The sequence below is a fragment of the Flavobacterium sp. W1B genome (genome assembly GCF_047344965.1).
In the GTDB taxonomy this organism is placed as follows: domain Bacteria; phylum Bacteroidota; class Bacteroidia; order Flavobacteriales; family Flavobacteriaceae; genus Flavobacterium.
Genome location: NZ_CP178845.1, coordinates 635,440 through 656,512, shown reverse-complemented (window position 1 = coordinate 656,512; position 21,073 = coordinate 635,440). Strand labels below are relative to the sequence as shown.

Below are 21,073 nucleotides of genomic sequence, written 5' to 3'. Positions count from 1 at the left end.
TATCTTTGCGCACATGAAGCTTAAAAGGCTGAACTGACGAAAGTAAATTGATTAAAAAAGATGAAGAATTTTATTGAAGAAGTGACTTGGAGAGGAATGCTCCATGATGTTATGCCGGGCACAGAAGAACATTTGATGGAACAAATGCGTGTGGGGTATGTGGGAATTGACCCAACTGCCGATTCATTGCATATAGGACATTTAGTTGGAGTAATGTTATTGAAACATTTTCAGCTGTCTGGACACAAGCCATTAGCTTTAGTGGGTGGTGCGACAGGAATGATTGGTGATCCGTCAGGAAAATCCAACGAAAGAAATTTATTAGACGAAACAACTTTGCGTCACAATCAAGAAGCTATAAAAGGACAATTATCCCGTTTTTTAGATTTCACTTCTGATGCGCCAAATGCTGCTGAGTTAGTGAATAATTACGACTGGATGAAGAATTTTTCTTTTCTGGATTTTATTCGTGATGTTGGTAAACATATTACCGTGAATTATATGATGGCCAAAGATTCGGTAAAGAAACGTTTGTCTTCTGAAGCTGCCGAAGGAATGTCATTTACGGAGTTTACCTATCAATTGGTTCAAGGATATGACTTTTTGCATTTGTACAAAAATAAAAGTTGTACACTACAAATGGGCGGAAGTGACCAATGGGGAAACATCACCACGGGAACCGAATTAGTTCGCAGAATTGCCGGCGGAAAAGCCTATGCTTTGACTTGTCCGTTGATTACAAAAGCGGATGGAACCAAATTTGGAAAATCAGAAGGAGGAAATATTTGGCTGGATGCAGTTCGAACTTCGCCTTATAAGTTTTACCAATATTGGTTGAATACTTCTGATGTGGATGCCGAAAAATACATCAAGATTTTTACGTTTTTATCGAAAGAAGAAATTGAGGTTTTAACCGAAAAACATAGAGAAACACCGCATTTGCGTTTGTTGCAAAAACGTTTGGCCGAGGAAATTACGGTAATGGTGCATTCGGCAGAAGATTTAGAAAATGCGATTAAAGCATCGAATATTTTGTTCGGAAATTCTACTTCAGATGATTTAAAACAATTGGATGAGGCCACTTTCTTAGATGTTTTTGACGGTGTTCCGCAAGCCGAAATTGCTAGAACTGAAATCGAAACAGGAATCAATATTGTTGATGTCTTAAACGAAAAAACAGGTTTCTTTAAATCGAATGGTGAAGCGAGACGCGCTTTGACGGCGAATTCGATTTCGGTAAACAGAGAAAAAGTGAAAGAGGATTTCGCACTTTCTGCCAATGATTTAATCAACAATCAGTTTGTGTTGTTGCAAAGCGGAAAGAAAAATTATTTTGTGGTGAGAGTGGTGTAATTTGTTAATTTGTGTATTCGGTTATTTCTTTAGCGAAGTTCATTGCGATCTTCTTAAAACCAAATAAACGAATTATCTTTTATAGTACCATTAAATTACAACCGCGAATATCGGAATTATCAAAACGTCCCAATACCTCGAAAGAGTTGTTGGGATTTTTTTTGCCCAAATCTTGAGTGGCAATAAAAGAGCAGGAATTAATGTTGGCCAAATCAATTACGTTGATGCCGCCCGTTTTTCCTTGAGGAATATAGGACAAAGCATCTTCGGTGTCACGAATGAGGATTTGCATCCAAGAAGGACATTCGAATACGCCTTCGCCAAGAGAATAGGCTTGCGATAGCAATTCGGTCATGCCATATTCTGAATGAATGGCCGATACGCCAAAACCTTCACAAAGTTGCTGGTGCAGTTCTTCTCGAATCATTTCTTTTCGTTTGCCTTTCATACCGCCTGTTTCCATGATAATGGTATTTTGCAATTGAAACTGCTGTTTTTCGATTAAATCCAATAAAGCATAGGTAACTCCAATCAGAATTACATTTTGCCCTGCTTGATCTAATTCAATTAGTTTCTTGATCAGTTCATCGTGGTTGTGCAAATAAAAACCGCTCTCGGGCTGATTGGATAATTTAATTAAATCCTCGACCATATAAATCAACGAAGAACCTTCTCTTTCAAGATAGGAAGGTAATAATGCCAAAACCACATAATCTTCGATGTTGCCATAAAACTGAGAAAATCCTTTGCGGTAGCTTTCCTCATAGATGGAAGCATCAGTTACCAAATGCTTGCTGGTAATCATTCCGGTCGTTCCGCTACTGGTAAAAGCTTCTTCAATAGCATTGTTGTTAGAAACTACAGCATGACTTTTGAAAAACTGAATAGGCAAAAAAGGAATTTGGGCCAATGATTTTACTTTATGAATATCGACTTTCAAGAAATCGCAGAATTCATGATAGACTAAATTGTTTTCATATTGATGACGAAATACTTTTAAAGCAATTTTTTCAAATTGTTTTTGATTTGAAATGGCAAATATATCGGTAGCTGTAATCAAGAATTTTTTTGTGTAAAGGTATAAATATTTAGTAAGTCTTTCGAATTTATCAATAGCTAGTGAAAGAGTCAACTTTTTGCTTTTGTATTTTTTTAAATGATCAACAACATTTTTTTACCATTCCATAATACTGAAGGATCGATGAGGACGATAGAAAAAACTCCGGCAACGATAAGGAATTTCAGGATGTTGTGAAGTAGTAAATATTGACCTTTGCTGTCGGATTTCCATAAATATAAAAGGAAGAAAATCAGAACAATCATACAGAAATAGAAATAAATGTCCATATAACCCACGTCATAAATTTCGATTAGAACATAAACCGGAATTATGGTTAATAGTGTTAAGATGGTTATGATTTTTTTTGCAATAATTTCGCCGTAGATAATCGGAATTGTCTGATATCCATTGGCAAGATCTCCTTTTATATTTTCTAAATCTTTAATTATTTCTCGGATGAGCAATAACAGAAAAAGAAAATTGGCATGCGAAAAAATTACAGCAAGATGATCCTTGTAGCTTTCAATTTCTTCAAAAGTAAGCTTGAAATAATAATGTAATAATATGGCGAAAAAGGGAATTACTGCCAGTAAAGCTGCGGTTAGATTTCCTATTATAGGGTATTTTTTTATTTTATGGGAGTAGAACCAAATCAGGAAAATATAGACCGAAAAGTATAAAAAAGCACGCCACGAAACGACAAGAGCCATTAATGAAGCGATAAAATTTAGTGTAAAGTAAACGTTTAATTTCGTTTTTTGGCTTACCAATCGATCCAGCATGGATTTGTTAGGACGGTTGATTAGGTCTTTTTTACTGTCGTAAAAATTATTGATAATATAACCTGAAGCGATTGTTATAGACGAAGCAAAAACGAGTAGGAACAAATGAAAATCCATCAATACCGCGAGCGCTCTTTTCTCAGGGGCAAGAATAAATATTGCCGAAAGATATTGAGCAATAATAATAATCGGAATGTTATAGCCTCTAACGACAGAGAACAAACTGACAATTTTCATTATGAGAAGTTTGTGCTGCCTGCTTAACATTTAGATTTATTTAAAGGATGTAGTTCCAATAATAAGGATAAGTTTTTTTACATTTTGTTCCCTCTCCTTTGGAGAGGGTTGGGGAGAGGAATTAAAACTGATAAACCACTTCCAGTTTATAATCTTTCAAAGAAATTTTGGCTTTTTCTAAGTCTTCGGTAAAACCAAGAATGTAACCGCCACCACCAGATCCGCATAATTTCAGGTAATAATCATTGGTGTCAATCCCTTTTTGCCAGATAGCGTGAAATTGTTCCGGAATCATTGGCTTGAAATTGTTTAAAACAACTTTTGAAAGTTTCTTGGTGTTCAAGAATAAAGATTTCATGTCTCCGCCAAGGAAATTCTCCACACAAGCATCGGTATATTTTACAAATTGGTTTTTTAGCATCGTACGGAATCCCTTATCTTTTAGGTTTTCCATAAAAATATTAACCATTGGCGCTGTTTCTCCTACAATTCCTGAATCTAGCAAGAACACTGCGCCTTTGCCATCAAAACTTTGTGTCGGAATTCCGGTCGCCTCAATATTATCTTTAGAATTGATTAGAATCGGGATGCTCAAATAACTGTTCAACGGATCTAAACCAGAGCTTTTTCCGTGAAAAAAACTCTCCATTTGAGAAAATATAGTTTTTAATTGTAATAGTTTTTCACGAGTTAAATTCTCAAGAACCGTAATTTTATTCTGGGCATATTTGTCGTAAATAGCAGCAACTAATGCGCCACTACTTCCCACACCATAACCTTGCGGAATACTGGAATCAAAATACATTCCGGTTTCAATATCATTCTTTAGCGTTCCTAAATCAAAAGTAACTAAGTCAGGTTGCTCGCTTTGTAAAGTTTCTAAATAATCGGCAAAACGTTTCAAGCTGGCATTGGATGTAATTGCTTCGGCAGAAGGATTTTCATTTCTTTTTAACGCGCCATTATAGAAATTGTAAGGAATAGATAGTCCTTTAGAGTCACGAATAATTCCGTATTCTCCAAAGAGTAATATTTTTGAGTAAAATAGGGGTCCTTTCATATTTGTTTGAAAATTAACAATTTGAGATTGGTAATTTAATTTTAAAAATCGACGATGTCACCTCGATTTTCTTTTTGTATTACAATATTAATTTCGTTTTGTTGTTCCGGAGATAATTCTTTGAAAGAATTTTTTCTCTCCGATTTTAAAATGCTTTTTATCGTTTCAATTATGGTTTTGTCATCAGTTTCTAACAACATTTTTATCAATTCTAGTTTTTCTGATTGAATATCCATGATTTCAGCTATTTAAGGCTAAAGATATGAAAAAAATGTATTACAACTGCATCGCTCCATTTCCTAACGAGTCGCAAAGGTACTGCCCATTTTGACAAAAGTCAACTAATTCTTGCTGAATAAATTGTAATACAGCAACGCTAACGTTTTCGGGATACAAAACATGTACATTGGCACCGGCATCTAGCGTGAAACAAACGGGAATTTTAGTCTCGTTTCTGAATTTCCAAATCGCATTGATGATTTGCAAGGTGTTGGGTTTCATTAAAATGAAATAAGGCATCGAAGTCAGCATCATAGCATGTAAGGTCAAAGCCTCACTTTCGACCACTTTTATGAATTCCTCCAAATTCCCGTTTTCAAAAATAGGAATCAGTTTGCCTAAGTTTTCGTGTGCTTGTGCAAATCGCCTTTCGGCAAAAGGATGGTCGTGCATCAAATCATGACCCAATGTACTGGAAACCTGCTTTTCGCCTTTGTCTACTAATAAAATAGTGTCTTGGTAATTCTTGAAATTCTCGTGAATAGCATAAGGAAATTCAACGCCAAACAGATCAGAGCTTCCTTCAATATTCGCCTGATTTCCCCAAACTACAACTTCGCCTTTTACGCTACGACAGGCACTTCCAGAACCCAAACGGGCCAAGAAAGAGGCTTTTTGATAAAAATAGTCTTCGGTCATTTCAGGATTCAATGCTTTTTCCAGGCTCATCAAGTTCATCGCCAAAGCCGCCATTCCAGAAGCCGAAGATGCAATTCCCGAACTGTGCGGAAACGTATTTTGAGTGTCTATCGTAAGATGATATGCTTTCAAAAACGGCAAATATGTTTCAATTCGTTCTAGGAATTTTTGGATTTTGGGTTTGAAATCTTCTTTTGGCTTTCCTTCAAAAAGCAAATCAAAAGAAAAAACGTCTTGCTTTTCTTTTTTGGCGAAAGCCAGCTTGGTAATTGTTTTACAATTTTTCAAAGTAAAACTCACCGAAGGATTGGCCGGAATTTGATTGTCTTTCTTTCCCCAATATTTTACCAAAGCAATATTGCTGGGTGCGCTCCATTGGAAATTACCTTGTTCTACAGTTTGAGAATAGGGAGTAGGTATAAAATCGTTTGCTGAAAACATGAATTCTAAAATTTTGACAAAGATACTTTTTTTGATTTAGACCTCGATTCGTTTATTTATTGAATTGTACTAAACTTTTGATTAAATTTGGCAAAAAAATACAATTTAAGCTTACTAAGTCCATTCAAGAATTTATTTGACATTCCTACAACTCAATAATTCTTAAACTTTCTTAAAGTACTTATATGGCTTAAATAATATAAAGTTTCGTAAATTTTAAAAAATTAAAATGAATAAGATTACCAGAATACTTACTGTTGTTGTTACTTGCCTTGTTATCGGTTATTTTTCGGGGGTAGAGACTCGTTCCAGTATTGAGACCTGGTATCCAACATTAATAAAGCCGAGTTTTAATCCACCTAATTGGGTTTTTGCACCGGTGTGGAGTATGTTGTATATTATGATGGGTGTTGCCGCTGGATTGGTTTGGGATCGAATGGATTCTGATAAAGAAACGGTGAAAAGAGCCTTGCTTATTTTTGCAATTCAGTTGGCTTTAAATGCATTGTGGTCTTATTTGTTTTTTGGATTGCATAATCCTATGCTTGCCGGTATCGAGATTGTTTTGTTATGGCTGATGATTTATGAAACCTATGCACATTTTTCTAAAATCAATAAGGTAGCTGGTTATTTAATATTGCCCTATTTGGCTTGGGTCAGTTTTGCGGCGGTGTTGAATGCGAGTATTTGGTTTCTGAACCGATAGTTTTTCGTCTATTTTTGGAACTCTTTTAATTTTTGAAATTCTTTGTTTTTATTGGATAAGAAATCCATTACCGATAAAGTATTAGCGTTTTCAAGAAGAGATTTTGATTTGCTATCCGCTTCGCAAAAATAAAGAAATAGGGCTATTTCGTCTGCTTGTAATTTTAGTGTTTTACTAAAAAAATCAGGTTCACAGATGCTTTTTGCCAAGGCGATAAATTCAATTTTGGGAGCCTTTTTTTCGACTTTCTCTTTTTCTTTGGCGAATAAGCCTAAAATCATGCCGCCAATCCGCATAAAATCCATTGGGTTTTCAATGGTTCCATCTTTGTATCCAGCTATTTTTAGAGTACTGGCGGCTTTTTCCAGAACCAATTGGTCTCTTTTTTGCTGTTCCCATTTTAAATCCTTACTTAATTTGATAGTAGGTATTTTTGCAATTAATACTTCGTCTAATTGTTCCGGTTTAAGGTTTAATATAATGATAAGATTATTATTGTTGATACTATTTTGATTAATTATGATTTTTTTGATGTCATGGTCTTTTGATACAAAAATGATTTCATCCCCCACTTTTGCATGAATTGAGAATGTTCCTGCGGAGTTTGTAATTGTTGTTTTTTTAGAATTGAAATTTGAGACTTCAACTTTTGCGACCGCGAATTGCTCGGATAAAACGGTGCCGTTAATTAATTTTTCAGATTGTGAAAAACCCGATTGAAATATAAAAAATAATAATATGACGGGTAGTTTTACTTTCATATAAATCTAATTAGTTAAAGGTAAATGTATTGGATTCGTCTAAACTAAAATTTAATAAATACATAAAATCTTGTTAATTTTAAATGAAGCGCTTTTAAAAGCTAATTTTCAATTTTCCAAAACCAGTAAAAATCCGGGATAATTATTGCTTTTGGATTTGCTTTGTCCAAGTTTTTCAATGGTATTTAATGGGAGTATTTGACGGTTAAATTATATAGAAATAATTTAAATTTATTTTACTTTTTTTAATACTTTAAACACATAAGTTACTGATTTTTAGTAACTTTGATTGATTGTTTAAATTTTTACCATATGAGCAAAAAATCCACTTACGTACTTGGTATTTTGGCGACCATAATAATTGGTAGTTTTCTATATCATAAGTTTTGTTGTTCCAGCGATGGCAATATTAGTCCGATAAAGGAAAATTCGACACCGGCAAATGCCAATTCGGGAACCTTGAACCAGTTAAGTTTGTTCTCGTTAAAAGGAAAAGGAATTGACTTCAGTTCGCATGACAATTTTAATTTTTCAAGGAATGGCTTTACGCATTTTCTTCCGGTTCCAGATTCCATTGATTTGGGACTTTCTTCATTGAAAACCATTTTTGATAAAGGTGGACAAAAGTTGAGAATTACTGGATTTGCCACGGCTGAAGAAATGAATAATTCGAGCTTCCCGAATCTTGGTTTTGCTCGGGCAAACGGTGTCAAGGATTATTTTATTTCAAAAGGGTTTTTAGACTCTGATATTGAGATTAACGGAGAAATCAGGGATAATTTAAGTTTTAAAAACGACACCTTATTTGGGCCGCTTTCTTTTATGATTTCAGAAAAAGACAATACAGCTACTACGGATTGGACTGCCTTAAAAGAGAAGATTAATACCAATCCATTGATTTTTTATTTTAAAACCGGACAAGCATATATTATAGCGTCTAAAGAAGATCACCAGAAAGTAGCCGATATTAGCAATTACCTAAATCATGTCGAAGATGCAAAGCTAGAGGCAGTAGGACATACGGATAACAAGGGCAATGCTGATACAAATATTCGTTTGGGACAAAAAAGAGCCGATTTTGCAAAGTCTTATTTAGTAAAGAATGGAATTGTAGCAGAAAAAATTAATACTTCTTCCAAAGGTCCAGCCGAACCTATGAATGATAATTCAACAAAAGAGGGTCAGGCCAAAAACAGATGTGTTGTTGTTAAAATAAACTAGAAAATTAAAACTTAAAAAAATATAATTATGGATTCACCTTGTATAATAATCCCGATTTTAGTAGGCTTAATTTGTGCACTATTAGGCTACTTACTTGGAAAACTATTTTCCTCAGCCAAAGATAGTTCAGGCGAGTTGCAATTAGAATTAGATAAATGTCAGGCGAGATCGTCTAAGTTGGAGGCTGAATTGATGGCTTTGAAAGCTAAAGCGACTGCTCCTGCGGCGGCACAGCATGAGGCCGTTTCTGGGCTTATATCTGCTTTCGTCCCTTTTGATACCATTGCGGCATCTGATATTTTTGAAAAAAAAATTAATGAAAACGATTTGAAAATTATCGAAGGAATTGGTCCGAAGATTGAAGAATTGTTCCATGCCAATGGAATTACAACATGGGAAACACTTTGTGATACTCCCGTTAGCCGATGCCAGGAAATTTTGGACAAGGAAGGGGAACGATTTGTAATACATAATCCAGAAACTTGGCCATATCAGGCAAAATTGGCTTTTGAAGGGAAGTGGCGAGAACTAAAAAAATGGCAAGAAGCCCATATTGGTGGGAGAAAATAATTTATTACTGGTTAAAAAACAAAGCCGACAGCTTTTTAAAAGCTGTCGGCTTTGTTTTTTATTTTTTTATTCAAAAGTGTCCAAATCATAATTTATTTACAGAAAACCGGAACTGAGAACTATATGGAGTTCGCCAAAATAAAACCGCTTGTCCAAGCATTTTGAAAATTAAATCCGCCGGTAATCGCATCAATGTTCACTATTTCTCCGGCAAAATAGAGATTTTCGTGTAATTTACTTTCCATGGTTTTAAAATTGATTTCTTTTAAATCGATTCCGCCAGCGGTTACAAATTCTTCCTTAAAAGTGCTTTTTCCGTTTACCTGGAAAGTCGCATTCGTTAGTTGATTTGCTAGATTTTGCAATTGTGTTTTTGATAAATCTGCCCATTTGGTTTCGGCTTCTATTCCCGAAGCGAGAACCAGACTTTCCCACAAACGATTCGGGAACTCAAAAGGTGATTTCCTGGAAACCGCTTTTTTGGCGTTTTCCTGTTTTATGTCTTTGAGGATTTTTTCTGCTTCAGAAGTTTCAATGTCATTTAACCAATTAACGAAAATAGTAAACTGATAATTTTTATCATGTAAAATGCGTGCTCCCCAAGCCGATAATTTTAAAATTGCCGGTCCGCTCATTCCCCAATGCGTGATTAATAAAGGTCCGGTTGAACTGAGTTTGCTGTCTTTTACTTTTACGCTGACTTGTGCCGCAACTCCGGGCAATTCCTTAATTCTTGGATCTTTGATATTGAAAGTGAATAGCGAAGGGACTGGGCTGACAACAGCATGTCCGAAAGTTTGGAGCATTTCCCAGATTTTAGGGTTGCTACCCGTGGCCAAAATTAGTTTTTCGGTAATATAATTTTCGTTTTGGGTTTCAATTTTCCACAAATTATCCTTTTTAAAAACAGATTGCAGGCTTTGTCCTGTGAGTACTGCAATTCCGAGTTTTTGTGTAGCTTTCAGGAAACAGTCGATAATGGTTTGAGATGAATTCGAAACGGGAAACATTCGTCCATCATCCTCAATTTTGAGTTCCACTCCGTGTTTTTCGAACCATTCTATGGTATCGCCGGAACAAAACTGATGGAAAGGGCCACGCAATTCTTTTTCACCACGAGGATAAAACTTCACCAGTTCGTTGGGTTCAAAACAGGCGTGGGTCACGTTACAACGCCCTCCTCCTGAAATGCGCACTTTTTGTAACACTTCGGCTCCGCGTTCCAGAATGGCTACTTTTAATTTTGGGTTTTTCTCAACAATATTGATGGCTGTAAAAAAACCTGCAGCGCCACCGCCCACTATAATTATATCAAAATTCTGGTTCATATTCTATCTGGAAAATCAGTGATGATTCCGTTTACGTTAAATGATTTTATTTTTTTTAGGTCTTCTGATTCATTGATGGTCCAGGGAAAAACTTGGAATCCTTTTTCTTGGAATTGAGCCGTATTTTCGGCTGTCAATAAATGATAATGGGGATGAATTGACTTTGCCTGAATAAATTTGGCGAAAGCCAAAGCCAAGTCCAAATCGGTTTCTGTCAGTACGCCAATGGGGATTGCTGAATTTGAAAAAGTGACCTGTTGCAAAGCGTTCCAATCAAAACTCGAAACCAAGAAATCAGTATATTCCCAATTCATTTCTTCGACATATTTTTCAATCAGATTCACTACTTTATCGGCCGTTTCATAGCTTTTCAATTCAATATTGATGAAACATTTGCGGTTTACTAAATCAAATACTTCTGTCAGTGTAGGAATTGCATGCTCGTGACTTATTAGAAATCGTTTCAACTCTGGCAAAGATAAGGTATTTACAATTCCTTGGCCGTTAGTTTTTCTGTCAATGCTTTCATCGTGAATAACCATGATTTCCCCGTCAGCGCTCAAATGTACATCCAGCTCGATACCGTCAACATGCATGTCAATTGCTTTTTGAAAACCTATTAGGGTATTCTCAGGTTCATATCCTTTGGCGCCGCGATGGCCTATTTTGAGCATTGCAATGATTTTTGACAAAGGTAGCTAAAATAAAAAAGCACAAACCGAAATCGATTTGTGCTTTTATCATTCGTTATGAATTGTCTTTCTGAATGATGCTTTTAAGGCTTGCTTTAGTTTAATTCTAAAACCAAAGCAGATTTCCCTTCAATTGAAATTTCATTTGTTAAATTGAAAGTCGCATCTGTCATTACTTCTTTCGCTGTTTTGAAATCGCCAATATTTTCTTTAAAACGGTCGGTTTTTAATGTTTGCTTTTCGTTGTTGTTATTAATGATCACCATGACCGTTTTGTTTTTGGTGTATCTAAAATAGACGTATATATTATTTTCAGGAATATAATGGGTCATTTTTCCGAAATGAACCGCTTCATTGGTTTTTCTCCATTGGAATATTTTTGAAGTAAAATCGAAATACTCATTTTGCTGTTGGGTTCTTCCTTCTTTGGTAAAAGCATTGTTTTGATCGCCTTGCCAGCCACCCGGAAAATCTTGGCGAATATCACCATCGCCTTTGCCTTTGTCTCCGCTCATACCTATTTCTGATCCGTAATACAATTGCGGAATTCCGCGAACAGTAGCCAGTATAGTCATAGCCATTTTGTATTTTTTGAGATCGTTTTTATAAATATGATTGAATCTTCCGGTATCATGATTTTCGACAAAAGTCAACAGATTATCTGTATTTGCATATAAAAAATCGTTTGTAAAATTGTCGTAAACTTTAATCATTCCATCGTTCCAAGACGCCTTGTCTTCATTGAAAACACTTCCAAAAGCGTCATGTAATGTAAAATCCATTACGCTTGGTAAATAAGAATTATAGCTTTGAATGGCACTAATTGGGCTGTCTTTTTGCCAATAGGACATTTGTGCCTGGTCGTGCATCCATACTTCCCCGACGATGTTGAAATTTGGGTACTCGTCTGTAATTGCTTTGGTCCATTTTGAGATTCCGGCTTTGTCATTGTAAGAATAAGTGTCAACTCTGAATCCATCTAAATCGGCATATTCAATCCACCAAATGGCATTTTGAGTAATATAATTCAGAACCAAAGGATTGGATTGATTTAAATCTGGCATTGATGGAACAAACCAGCCATCCATGCAGTTTTTGGCATCAATTGCAGAAGCATTGGTGTCAAATTGAGTGGTCATTCTGTAATTTGATTGAGAATATCCAGGAAATTGGTGTACCCAGTCGTAGGTAGGCAAATCTTTGTACATCCAATGTTCAGCACCCCAATGATTCGTCACATAATCTTTGACCAATTTCATGTTTCGTTTTTTCAATTCTGCCGAAAGGCGAACATAATCCTCATTGGTTCCGTAACGTGGATCGATTTTATACACATCCGATTGACCATAAGTGTGGTAGGAATAGGTTTTGTCATTGTCTTCGCACATTGGCGTACTCCAAAGCGCAGTAACGCCTAATTCTTGTAAGTAATCAAGATTTTTTACAATTCCTTCGATATCACCTCCGTGACGACCTCCGGATAGCGTTCGGTCTTCTTTTTCGGTTACTGACGGATGGCTGTCATTTTTTGTGTTTCCGTTTGCAAAACGATCGGGCATCAATAGATACATCATATCTGAAGCGTCAAAACTTTTACGTGAAGCCGAATTTTCTCTTCGTTGTTTTAAAGAGTATTTTTTAGTGAAAGCAACTTTGTTTTTGTTTTTAAATGTAAAAAGTAACTCAGAAGCCGGAATGTTTTTGGTGTCAATTGTGACGAAAACGTAGTTAGGATTCTCGGTTTTCTGAACGTTTTTTATGGCGATATTATTTGAAACCGAAACCTCATTTTGAGCTATGTTTTTCCCATAAAACATGATTTGAAGTTCCGGATTATGCATACCGGCGTACCAAAAAGGAGGTTCTGTTCGCTGGATTTGTGCGTTTACCGAAGCGGAAAACAATAGAACAAACAACATTATTTTATGAAGCAAATGAGTCTTTGTTTTTGTGAGTTGATTTTTAATATTCATAATCTGAAGATATAAAATTCGATTAATAGAATTGATTTAAGGTTTTAAACCTTTTATGGATATGAAAATTGAAAAAAGACAACTAATGATTTTGAATGGCATTAGTTGTCTTTGAATAATTTATTTGGTTTCGATGATGCTTATTGCATAACCTCCGCCAGGAGCAGATAACTGCGACAATTTAGATTTATTGGTCACCGTCATTTTGCGAATTTTGTATGCCTGTGGATTGGTTTTGTAATGTGCTTCTTTTGCATCGGCATAGATTGTAGCGGTGTATTTTTTACCTTTTTCCAAGAAATCAAAGTTGATGTTTGAAGTACGGCTAGTTTCACCATTTACATTACCTACGAACCAATTGTTTGTTCCTTTTGCTTTACGAGCAACAGTGATATAATCGCCTGGTTCTGCTTCAAGATATTTACTTTCGTCCCAATCTACGGCTACATCTTTGATGAATTGGAAAGCATCCGGAAACTTATTGTAATGCTCAATTAAATCAGCTGCCATTTGTAATGGGCTGTACATGGTTACGTACAATGCCAATTGGTTGGCAATGGTGCTGTTTACGTGCGATTTGTTGTCAGGATTAAGTTTGCTGATATCCATTTCAAAAATACCAGGAGTGTAATCCATTGGTCCACCAATTAAACGAGTAAAAGGTACAACAGTAACATGGTTGGGTTTAGAACCTCCAAAAGCTTGGTATTCTGTTCCTCTGGCCGACTCATTACCGATTAAATTTGGGTAGGTTCTGGAAATTCCAGTTGGGCGAACTGCTTCGTGCGCATTGACCATGATTTTATATTCGGCTGCTTTTTCAAGAGCATATTGATAATGGTTTATTGCCCATTGGTTGTAATGATTTTCACCACTTGGCAAAATGTTACCTACATAACCACTTTTTACGGCATTGTAACCGTTGTCATTCATAAATTGGTATGCTTTATCCATGTGGCGCTCATAATTGCGAACAGATCCCGAAGTTTCATGGTGCATAATCATTTTTACTCCTTTTGCTTTTGCGTAAGCATGAATTCCTTTTACGTCAAAATCAGGATAAGGGGTTACGAAATCAAAAACATAATCTTTTGAATGTCCAAACCAATCTTCCCAACCTTCGTTCCAACCTTCAACAAGAACTGCGTCAAAACCATGTTTAGCGGCAAAATCGATGTATTCTTTTACGTGTGCGGTAGTGGCTCCGTGAGTTCCATTTGGTTTCGCTTTGGTATAATCAGTAACTCCAAGTTGTACCGAAGGGAAATCATTGGTGTAAGCCCAAGAGCTTTTTCCGGTGATCATTTCCCACCAAACGCCCACATATTTAACCGGTTTTATCCAAGAAGTATCTTCAATCTTACATGGGTCATTTAAGTTTAAAGTCATTTTTGAAGCAAGAATTTGGCGCGCATCATCGCTTACGATAATCGTTCTCCAAGGAGAATGATTCGGTGCTTGCATGTATCCTTTGTCTCCGTTTGCATCCGGCGTTAACCAAGATTGGAAAACCATGTTTTTGTCATCCAAATTCAAATGCATACAAGAATAATTAATCAAGGCCGCTTCGTGTAAATTGATGTACACCCCATCTGCCGATTTCATCATTAATGAAGTTTGCACGCCTGTTGGCGAAAAAGATTTTTGCGAAACATTTTCGGTATAGGCCTTTTCTGAAAGTCCTCTGATTTCAGATAATTTCGATTGAGTATAATCGTATTCTTGGGTATCGTAATCGCCAGGCATCCAAAAAGCGCTATGGTCGCCTGCCATTGCAAATTGTGTTCTCTCCTCTTTGATCACAAAATAAGTCAGGTTTTTTTGAGTAGGAAATTCATAACGGAAACCCAATCCGTCATCAAATAATCGGAAACGAATGATGATTTGACGGTCTGTTCCTTTTTGATTTAAAGTTACGGCTAATTCGTTGTAATGATTGCGAATTTGATTTACTTCGCCCCAAACCGGTTTCCAGGTTTCGTCAAAAGTGCTTGTTTTAGAATCAACAACAGTAAAATCATTCAACAATGATTTTTTGTCATCTTTCAGTTCTAATCCCAATTTACTAGATTTTATAACCTCTTTGTTTTTGTATTTAAGGTTGTAGCTTGGAGTTCCATCGTTGAGTAACGAAAATTCCATGACAAATTTTCCTTCGGGGGATTTCAGTTGCTGCGCTTTGGCGATGTTGCTAAATGCAAGCAAAATGAATGCTGTTAAAATTAAATTCTTCATGTTTCGGATTTTAAAAATATTAGGGGTTATTATTTATGCTTTTTCAAATTTGGTGGCCATTACAGTTTGTCCGTTAACTACTATCGCTAAATCGGTATCTCCATTTACGGAGAAGCTAGTTTCGTTTTGGCTAACAGCAACTTTCAAAATCTGATTTCTAAAATTAATTTTAAAAGAGTAGGCTTTCCATTGTTTTGGGATTTTTGGAGAAAAATGAAGCTTGTTCTCTTTAATTCTCATTCCGCCAAATCCTTCAACAATACTCATCCAAGTTCCTGCCATCGATGTGATGTGACAGCCTTCTTCTACCTCCTTGTTGTAATCGTCTAAATCCAGACGCGAAGTCCTTAAATAAAAGGCGTAAGCCATATCCATTTTGTCTAGAGTTGCTGCTTGAATTGAATGTACGCAAGGAGAAAGAGAACTTTCGTGAACGGTAAAGGATTCGTAATATTCAAAATTACGTTTCAATTCTTCTTTCGAAAAATGCTCTTCGAAGAAGTAAAAAGATTGCAGGACATCTGCCTGTTTGATATAAGGAGAACGTAAAACACGATCCCAAGACCATTTTTGGTTGATCGGTCTTTGTGAAGGATCTAGACCTTCTACGGGAACCAAATCTTTGTCCAAAAAGCCATCTTGTTGTAAATAAATCCCTAAATCTTCCGATTTTGGGAAATACATATTATCGGCTACTTTTTTCCATTGCTGAAGTTCGGCATCTGACAATTTTACTTTTTCCACGATTCGTTTGTGATCCAAAGGAAATTCTAAAGCTACTTTTTTAATTTGTTCCTGCGTATAATTGATACACCATTTGGCAATATAATTGGTGTGGAAATTATTGTTGACGTTATTTTCATATTCGTTCGGACCAGTTACTCCCAAAATTACAAATTGGTTTTTGTCTTTTGAGAAATTGGCTCTTTGATGCCAAAAACGCGAAATTCCAATTAAAACTTCCAATCCTTTTTCAGGAATATAAGAATTGTCACCTGTGAAACGGTGGTAATTGAAAATAGCAAAAGCAATGGCGCCATTTCTATGGATTTCCTCATGAGTAATCTCCCATTCGTTATGACATTCTTCTCCGTTCATTGTCACCATCGGGTACAAAGCGGCCCCATTTTTAAAACCTAAGTTTTTCTCGGCATTTTCAATTGCTTTTTCAAGATGATTGTAGCGGTAAGTCAATAAGTTTCGGGCTACTTCTTGGTCTTTGGTAGCCATATAAAAAGGAATACAATAGGCTTCGGTGTCCCAATAAGTAGAACCACCATATTTTTCGCCGGTAAAACCTTTTGGTCCAATATTCAATCGGCTGTCTTTCCCTAAATAGGTTTGGTTTAATTGAAAAATATTAAATCGAATTCCCTGTTGTGCCTTTACATCTCCTTCAATCGTAATATCTGACATTTCCCAGATTTTAGCCCAAGCTTCAATTTGTTCTTTCAGTAACTGATTGTATCCTTTGGCTAATGCAGCTTGAATTGCTTTTTCTGCCGCCGCAAGAGTGTTTTTATGATTTAAAGAAACAGTGTATCCGCCAATTTTTTGGATGGATGATTTTTGGCCTTGAGCCACAATTACATCGTAACTGAATTTAATTTTGTCCGGAAGGCTGTCAATTGCTGAAGGAGAGATGCCTATGTTTTCGCCATTTTCCCAAATGCTGTTTTGCATAAAGGTGGTTACCTCAAAATGAGTTTTGAAAGTTTGTGCCGTGATAAAAGCCTCATTCCCTGATTTTTTTACTTTAAGCGGTTCCCAGAATTTTTCATCCCAATTGGCGTCTTCATTGGTAACTCCGGCATCAATATAAGGTTTGTAAATTATTTTTGCATCCTTGTTTAAAGGAGTAATTTCATAATTGATAATTCCCACTTCGTCTAGGTCTATAGAAAGGAAGCGACGAACATTAACCGAAATTTCAGTGCCGTTATTTAAAGTAGCACTGAAAGAACGATTGTACCATCCTTCTTTCATGTTCAATTCCCGACGGAAATCTTTTATTGCGGTACAAGAATTCAAATCGAAGTTTTCGCCATTTATTTCAATGTCTATCCCAATCCAATTTGGAGCATTTAAAACTTTGGCAAAATATTCCGGATAGCCGTTTTTCCACCAGCCCACTTTGGTCTTATCCGGATAATAGATTCCGGCAATATAACTTCCTTGGAAGCTGCGTCCCGTATATTTTTCTTCAAAATTAGCACGTTGTCCCATAGCACCGTTACCGATACTGAATAGGCTTTCAGACGATTTTACTCTTTCTGCATCAAATCCCTCTTCAATGATGGACCAATTGTCTGCTTTTATATAATCTTGGTTCATTTTGTTTTAATTTTTATTTTCTGCTTTGAGAATTATATTATTCTCTAATTAAGTCGTTTTCTATTTTATTAAAGACGCTATAAAACTCGTTTCTATATGTGTGAAATCTTTAAATATGTATTTTGCTTGGTACAAAATAGCTTCTTCTCCAATTCCGATACTGGTCATTTTTCCGATATTGGCCGCTTGAACACCAGCCACAGAATCTTCGAAGACGATGGCGTCTTCTGGCAGAACGCCTAATAATTGAGCGGCTATCAAAAAAACTTCTGGATCCGGTTTCGCATTCGAAACATCATTACCATCTACGATTGCGTCAAAATAGGGCATGATTCCGGTTTTCTCAAGAATAGGTCTGGCATTTTTACTTGCCGAACCCAAGGCGATAGCCTGGTTTTGTTCTTTTAAATATTTTAAAATTGGTAAAACACCCGGCAATATTTCGCTTTGATCGATATCAACCAAGTAGGATAGATAGTCCTCATTTTTTTGAAAAAGCCATTTGTTTTTATCTTCTTGTGAGGCTTCAATTTGGCCTAATTCTAGAATGATATCTAATGAGCGCACTCTGCTAACTCCTTTTAATAATTCATTATGTTCGAGTGTGAAATCAATGTTTAATTCCTCTGCAATTTTTTTCCAGGCTAAATAATGGTATTTGGCAGTATCTACGATCACACCGTCAAGGTCGAATATAAATGCTTTTTTAATCATGGTTATTGTTTTATTACATCATCAACATCTTTCACTTTTACTACTAATACGGCAGCAATAAGGAAACTAACTCCACTTGTAACTAACGCAAGTATGGCATCGTCATGATACACATACTTAACTAAAGGACCTCCAATTAAGGCATTTATGATTTGAGGGATAACAATAAAGAAATTGAAAATCCCCATGTAAACCCCCATTTTCATTGGAGAAATGGAACCCGCTAAAATGGCATAAGGCATAGATAAAATACTTGCCCAAGCAATTCCTACACCAATCATGGAGAGAATAAGCCAGTTTTCATTTGGTACAAAATACATAGAGATTAAACCTAATCCACCAATGATTAGTGAAAGGGAATGGGTTAATTTTCTTCCTATTTTTTTTGCTATATAGGGTAAGGCGAAAGCATAAAAAGCTGAAACGAGATTGTAGATTCCGAATAATACGCCAACCCAGTCACCGGCATCTTGATAAGCAACACTTTTATTGTCAGTGATTGGTAAACCATAAACGTGATGTGCTATGGCAGGAGTGGTAAATACCCACATTCCGAAAAGGCCAAACCAAGAGAAAAACTGAACCCAGCTCAGTTGTTTCATAGTAGTAGGCATTTTTTTGAAATCTTCAAAAATATCTAATAGACTGGATTTTTTTTCTACAATTGTTGTGTCTAATACTTCTTGATGACCATTTTCATCTTCAAACTGTGCCAATTCTTCCGGAGAATATTCTTTGGTGGTAAAAATGGTAATTAGGATGGAACCGATAAGAATAACGGCTCCAATTATAAAGGACCAAATAAGATGCAAAGGAACGCCTCCATCTTCGTTTCTATTGGAAACGCCAAACCAGTTGGTAAGTACATATGGAAGCCAAGAACCTATTACTGCTCCAAATCCGATTAATGCGGTTTGAACACTAAAACCAAGGGTTCTTTGATCTGTTCTTAAATTGTCTCCCACTAAAGCTCGGAATGGTTCCATCGCAATATTGAAGGACGCATCCATGATCATCAGCATTCCTGCACCAACCCAAATGGCAGGCAATAAGGCGATAAAAATTTCGGCTTGAGGCATTAAAACCAAACCAATAGAGGCTAATAAAGCACCAACTAAAAAGAAAGGTTTTCTTCGTCCAAATTTTCCCCATGTTTTGTCGCTATAGTAGCCTATTATGGGTTGTACAATTAGTCCCATTAAAGGAGCAATTATCCAAAACCAAGATAGTTCATGCACATCGGCACCAAAAATTTGAAGAATTCTGCTGGCATTAGCATTTTGAAGGGCAAAACCCATCTGTATTCCCAAAAAACCGAAACTCATGTTCCAAATTTCCCAGAAACCTAACTTACGCTTTTCCATTATCGTAATTTAAAATGAATACGATAAGCGCGATGCTTATCAAAACTTAACTTATTTTTCGAAGTAAAAGTAAAAGCTTTGATGAGGTAAATGTAAAAATTTATTTTGAACTTTTGTTTGTTAGATACAAATAAAAGGCAATATTTCTTACTACAAGGTTGTAGTAATGAATAAAGTAAGAAAAAAAGGTAGGAGGTGAGAAGTTAGATATATTAGGAGTTAGATGTTAAGCAAACCTCATCACGTCTAACCCTTAATTAGTTGATTCTCTCTCTATCAGATGGGTTTCAATTACTTCGGTTTTGTAATTTTCTTCCTCATCATGTTCTGATTCTAATCTGTCGATGAGCATTTTTGCTGCTTTATTGCCCATTTTTATTCCGTTTTGGCTTACGGTAGTAATTGTAGGAGTCGAGTATTTTGAAATGATACCGTCAGTAAAAGCAATTATAGATAAATCATCTGGGACTCTTAATCCCATTTTGTTGGCTGTTTTGATACAGGTTACCGCAAAAAGCTCGTTTACCGCAAAAACGGCATCAATGGCTTTGTCTTCGAGTAGTTTGCTGATTATGATTTCGCAGGTATCTACATTCTCAATTTTAATGATTAGATTTTCATCAAATGGAAGATTGTTATCTAAAAGCGCTTTGATATAGCCATCTGTTCTTAGTTTGCCCACGCTTACATAATCGACAGTAGTTACTAGGGCAATTTTTTTCTTACCGTTGTCAATCAAGCTTTGTACCGCCTCGTAGGCAGCTGATTTGTCGTCAATAATAACTTTGTCGCAAAGGATTTCATTGGTTACTCTATCAAACATGACAACGGGCATTCCTTGATTGATTACTTCTGTAATGTGGTGAAAATCGCCTTTGAATTGGGTTTCTTTGGATAAGGACATGATAAAACCATCAATGCTTCCATTAGCAAGCATTTCCATGTTAAGGACTTCTTTGTCAAAAGAATCGTCAGACAAACAGATGATAACGCTGTAGCCATGTTCGTTAGCCACTTGTTCAATTCCATTAATGACAGTCGAGAAAAAATGATGTACAATCTCAGGAATGATTATACCTATGGCTTTTGATTTCCTGTTTTTTAAACTTAGGGCAATATTGTTGGGTTTGTAATTATAGAATTTAGCGAAAGCTTGTACCTTTAATCGGGTATCTTCTCCAATTTCGGAACTGTTTCTTAGGGACTTTGAAACGGTTGAAATAGATACATCCAATTCTCTGGCAATTTGCTTAAGCGTTATCTTCTTTTTCATAACAACAATTTGATAAATTTTATTTCCGTAAATAAAGGTATTAATTATTTA

The 21,073-nt window shown here is 36.0% G+C and carries 18 protein-coding genes; 4 read left to right on the top strand and 14 right to left on the bottom strand.

Annotated elements, in window-relative coordinates; translation table 11 throughout:
- Positions 1-60 precede the first annotated feature (60 nt).
- The gene (gene tyrS, locus ACMDB5_RS02885) at positions 61-1,353 is read left to right on the top strand and encodes a tyrosine--tRNA ligase (RefSeq protein ID WP_413999518.1); all 1,293 of its coding nucleotides are present in this window, start codon (positions 61-63) and stop codon (positions 1,351-1,353) included.
- Between the two features lie 79 nt (positions 1,354-1,432).
- On the opposite strand, the gene ACMDB5_RS02880 is transcribed toward tyrS, so the two are convergent.
- The 5 genes from ACMDB5_RS02880 to ACMDB5_RS02860 form a co-directional block, all read right to left on the bottom strand.
- Positions 1,433-2,413, bottom strand: coding sequence for an acyl transferase (locus tag ACMDB5_RS02880; protein WP_414000350.1), 981 nt, complete (start codon positions 2,411-2,413; stop codon positions 1,433-1,435).
- 92 nt (positions 2,414-2,505) lie between these two features.
- Positions 2,506-3,462 carry a geranylgeranylglycerol-phosphate geranylgeranyltransferase gene (locus ACMDB5_RS02875; protein ID WP_413999517.1) on the bottom strand — a complete coding sequence of 319 codons (957 nt, stop codon included), beginning with the start codon at positions 3,460-3,462 and terminating at the stop codon, positions 2,506-2,508.
- A gap of 91 nt (positions 3,463-3,553) precedes the next feature.
- Entirely contained in the window at positions 3,554-4,492 is a 939-nt protein-coding gene (locus ACMDB5_RS02870; RefSeq protein ID WP_413999516.1) for a mevalonate kinase, read from the bottom strand.
- Between the two features lie 41 nt (positions 4,493-4,533).
- A complete protein-coding gene (locus tag ACMDB5_RS02865) occupies positions 4,534-4,728 on the bottom strand; it encodes a hypothetical protein (protein ID WP_413999515.1) in 195 nt (64 codons plus the stop codon).
- A gap of 40 nt (positions 4,729-4,768) precedes the next feature.
- Positions 4,769-5,851 (bottom strand): diphosphomevalonate/mevalonate 3,5-bisphosphate decarboxylase family protein, encoded by a 1,083-nt coding sequence (locus tag ACMDB5_RS02860; RefSeq protein WP_413999514.1) that lies wholly within the window; start codon positions 5,849-5,851, stop codon positions 4,769-4,771.
- A 229-nt stretch (positions 5,852-6,080) separates the two neighbouring features.
- Here ACMDB5_RS02860 and ACMDB5_RS02855 point away from each other — a divergent pair, with 229 nt between their 5' ends.
- Positions 6,081-6,557, top strand: coding sequence for a TspO/MBR family protein (locus ACMDB5_RS02855; RefSeq protein WP_413999513.1), 477 nt, complete (start codon positions 6,081-6,083; stop codon positions 6,555-6,557).
- Positions 6,558-6,565: 8 nt separating this feature from the next.
- Here ACMDB5_RS02855 and ACMDB5_RS02850 read toward each other — a convergent pair whose 3' ends face one another.
- Positions 6,566-7,318, bottom strand: coding sequence for a hypothetical protein (locus ACMDB5_RS02850; RefSeq protein WP_413999512.1), 753 nt, complete (start codon positions 7,316-7,318; stop codon positions 6,566-6,568).
- A gap of 312 nt (positions 7,319-7,630) precedes the next feature.
- On the opposite strand from ACMDB5_RS02850, the gene ACMDB5_RS02845 reads away from it, so the two are divergent.
- Together ACMDB5_RS02845 and ACMDB5_RS02840 are read left to right on the top strand one after the other, a co-directional pair.
- On the top strand, positions 7,631-8,539 hold the full coding sequence (locus ACMDB5_RS02845) for an OmpA family protein (protein WP_413999511.1): 909 nt from the start codon (positions 7,631-7,633) through the stop codon (positions 8,537-8,539).
- A 27-nt stretch (positions 8,540-8,566) separates the two neighbouring features.
- On the top strand, positions 8,567-9,109 hold the full coding sequence (locus ACMDB5_RS02840; protein WP_413999510.1) for a hypothetical protein: 543 nt from the start codon (positions 8,567-8,569) through the stop codon (positions 9,107-9,109).
- A 119-nt stretch (positions 9,110-9,228) separates the two neighbouring features.
- Here the strand turns inward: ACMDB5_RS02840 and ACMDB5_RS02835 are convergent, their stop codons facing one another.
- From ACMDB5_RS02835 to ACMDB5_RS02800, 8 genes are all read right to left on the bottom strand, one after another.
- Positions 9,229-10,437: an NAD(P)/FAD-dependent oxidoreductase gene (locus tag ACMDB5_RS02835; RefSeq protein ID WP_413999509.1), complete on the bottom strand. Its 1,209-nt coding sequence runs from the start codon at positions 10,435-10,437 to the stop codon at positions 9,229-9,231.
- The gene (locus ACMDB5_RS02830) at positions 10,434-11,111 is read right to left on the bottom strand and encodes a glycerophosphodiester phosphodiesterase (protein ID WP_413999508.1); all 678 of its coding nucleotides are present in this window, start codon (positions 11,109-11,111) and stop codon (positions 10,434-10,436) included. Before ACMDB5_RS02830 ends, ACMDB5_RS02835 begins: the two co-directional genes overlap by 4 nt.
- Before the next feature lie 113 nt (positions 11,112-11,224).
- Complete coding sequence (locus tag ACMDB5_RS02825; RefSeq protein WP_413999507.1) at positions 11,225-13,102, bottom strand: glycoside hydrolase family 13 protein; 1,878 nt, start codon at positions 13,100-13,102, stop codon at positions 11,225-11,227.
- A 120-nt stretch (positions 13,103-13,222) separates the two neighbouring features.
- A complete protein-coding gene (locus tag ACMDB5_RS02820; protein WP_413999506.1) occupies positions 13,223-15,337 on the bottom strand; it encodes a glycoside hydrolase family 97 protein in 2,115 nt (704 codons plus the stop codon).
- A gap of 33 nt (positions 15,338-15,370) precedes the next feature.
- On the bottom strand, positions 15,371-17,671 hold the full coding sequence (locus ACMDB5_RS02815; RefSeq protein WP_413999505.1) for a glycoside hydrolase family 65 protein: 2,301 nt from the start codon (positions 17,669-17,671) through the stop codon (positions 15,371-15,373).
- A gap of 60 nt (positions 17,672-17,731) precedes the next feature.
- Positions 17,732-18,385, bottom strand: a complete 654-nt coding sequence (pgmB, locus tag ACMDB5_RS02810; RefSeq protein ID WP_413999504.1) for a beta-phosphoglucomutase — start codon at positions 18,383-18,385, stop codon at positions 17,732-17,734.
- 2 nt (positions 18,386-18,387) lie between these two features.
- Positions 18,388-19,749, bottom strand: coding sequence for an MFS transporter (locus ACMDB5_RS02805; RefSeq protein WP_413999503.1), 1,362 nt, complete (start codon positions 19,747-19,749; stop codon positions 18,388-18,390).
- A gap of 253 nt (positions 19,750-20,002) precedes the next feature.
- Positions 20,003-21,022, bottom strand: a complete 1,020-nt coding sequence (locus tag ACMDB5_RS02800; protein ID WP_413999502.1) for a LacI family DNA-binding transcriptional regulator — start codon at positions 21,020-21,022, stop codon at positions 20,003-20,005.
- Positions 21,023-21,073 lie beyond the last annotated feature (51 nt).

What these genes read in the sequence shown, in the direction of transcription:
- tyrS (WP_413999518.1), top strand. Translation starts at nt 61, where the DNA reads ATGAAGAATTTTATTGAAGAAGTGACTTGGAGAGGAATGCTCCATGAT.
- ACMDB5_RS02875 (WP_413999517.1), bottom strand. Translation starts at nt 3,462, where the DNA reads ATGTTAAGCAGGCAGCACAAACTTCTCATAATGAAAATTGTCAGTTTG.
- ACMDB5_RS02870 (WP_413999516.1), bottom strand. Translation starts at nt 4,492, where the DNA reads ATGAAAGGACCCCTATTTTACTCAAAAATATTACTCTTTGGAGAATAC.
- ACMDB5_RS02865 (WP_413999515.1), bottom strand. Translation starts at nt 4,728, where the DNA reads ATGGATATTCAATCAGAAAAACTAGAATTGATAAAAATGTTGTTAGAA.
- ACMDB5_RS02860 (WP_413999514.1), bottom strand. Translation starts at nt 5,851, where the DNA reads ATGTTTTCAGCAAACGATTTTATACCTACTCCCTATTCTCAAACTGTA.
- ACMDB5_RS02855 (WP_413999513.1), top strand. Translation starts at nt 6,081, where the DNA reads ATGAATAAGATTACCAGAATACTTACTGTTGTTGTTACTTGCCTTGTT.
- ACMDB5_RS02850 (WP_413999512.1), bottom strand. Translation starts at nt 7,318, where the DNA reads ATGAAAGTAAAACTACCCGTCATATTATTATTTTTTATATTTCAATCG.
- ACMDB5_RS02845 (WP_413999511.1), top strand. Translation starts at nt 7,631, where the DNA reads ATGAGCAAAAAATCCACTTACGTACTTGGTATTTTGGCGACCATAATA.
- ACMDB5_RS02840 (WP_413999510.1), top strand. Translation starts at nt 8,567, where the DNA reads ATGGATTCACCTTGTATAATAATCCCGATTTTAGTAGGCTTAATTTGT.
- ACMDB5_RS02835 (WP_413999509.1), bottom strand. Translation starts at nt 10,437, where the DNA reads ATGAACCAGAATTTTGATATAATTATAGTGGGCGGTGGCGCTGCAGGT.
- ACMDB5_RS02830 (WP_413999508.1), bottom strand. Translation starts at nt 11,111, where the DNA reads ATGCTCAAAATAGGCCATCGCGGCGCCAAAGGATATGAACCTGAGAAT.
- ACMDB5_RS02825 (WP_413999507.1), bottom strand. Translation starts at nt 13,102, where the DNA reads ATGAATATTAAAAATCAACTCACAAAAACAAAGACTCATTTGCTTCAT.
- ACMDB5_RS02820 (WP_413999506.1), bottom strand. Translation starts at nt 15,337, where the DNA reads ATGAAGAATTTAATTTTAACAGCATTCATTTTGCTTGCATTTAGCAAC.
- ACMDB5_RS02815 (WP_413999505.1), bottom strand. Translation starts at nt 17,671, where the DNA reads ATGAACCAAGATTATATAAAAGCAGACAATTGGTCCATCATTGAAGAG.
- pgmB (WP_413999504.1), bottom strand. Translation starts at nt 18,385, where the DNA reads ATGATTAAAAAAGCATTTATATTCGACCTTGACGGTGTGATCGTAGAT.
- ACMDB5_RS02805 (WP_413999503.1), bottom strand. Translation starts at nt 19,749, where the DNA reads ATGGAAAAGCGTAAGTTAGGTTTCTGGGAAATTTGGAACATGAGTTTC.
- ACMDB5_RS02800 (WP_413999502.1), bottom strand. Translation starts at nt 21,022, where the DNA reads ATGAAAAAGAAGATAACGCTTAAGCAAATTGCCAGAGAATTGGATGTA.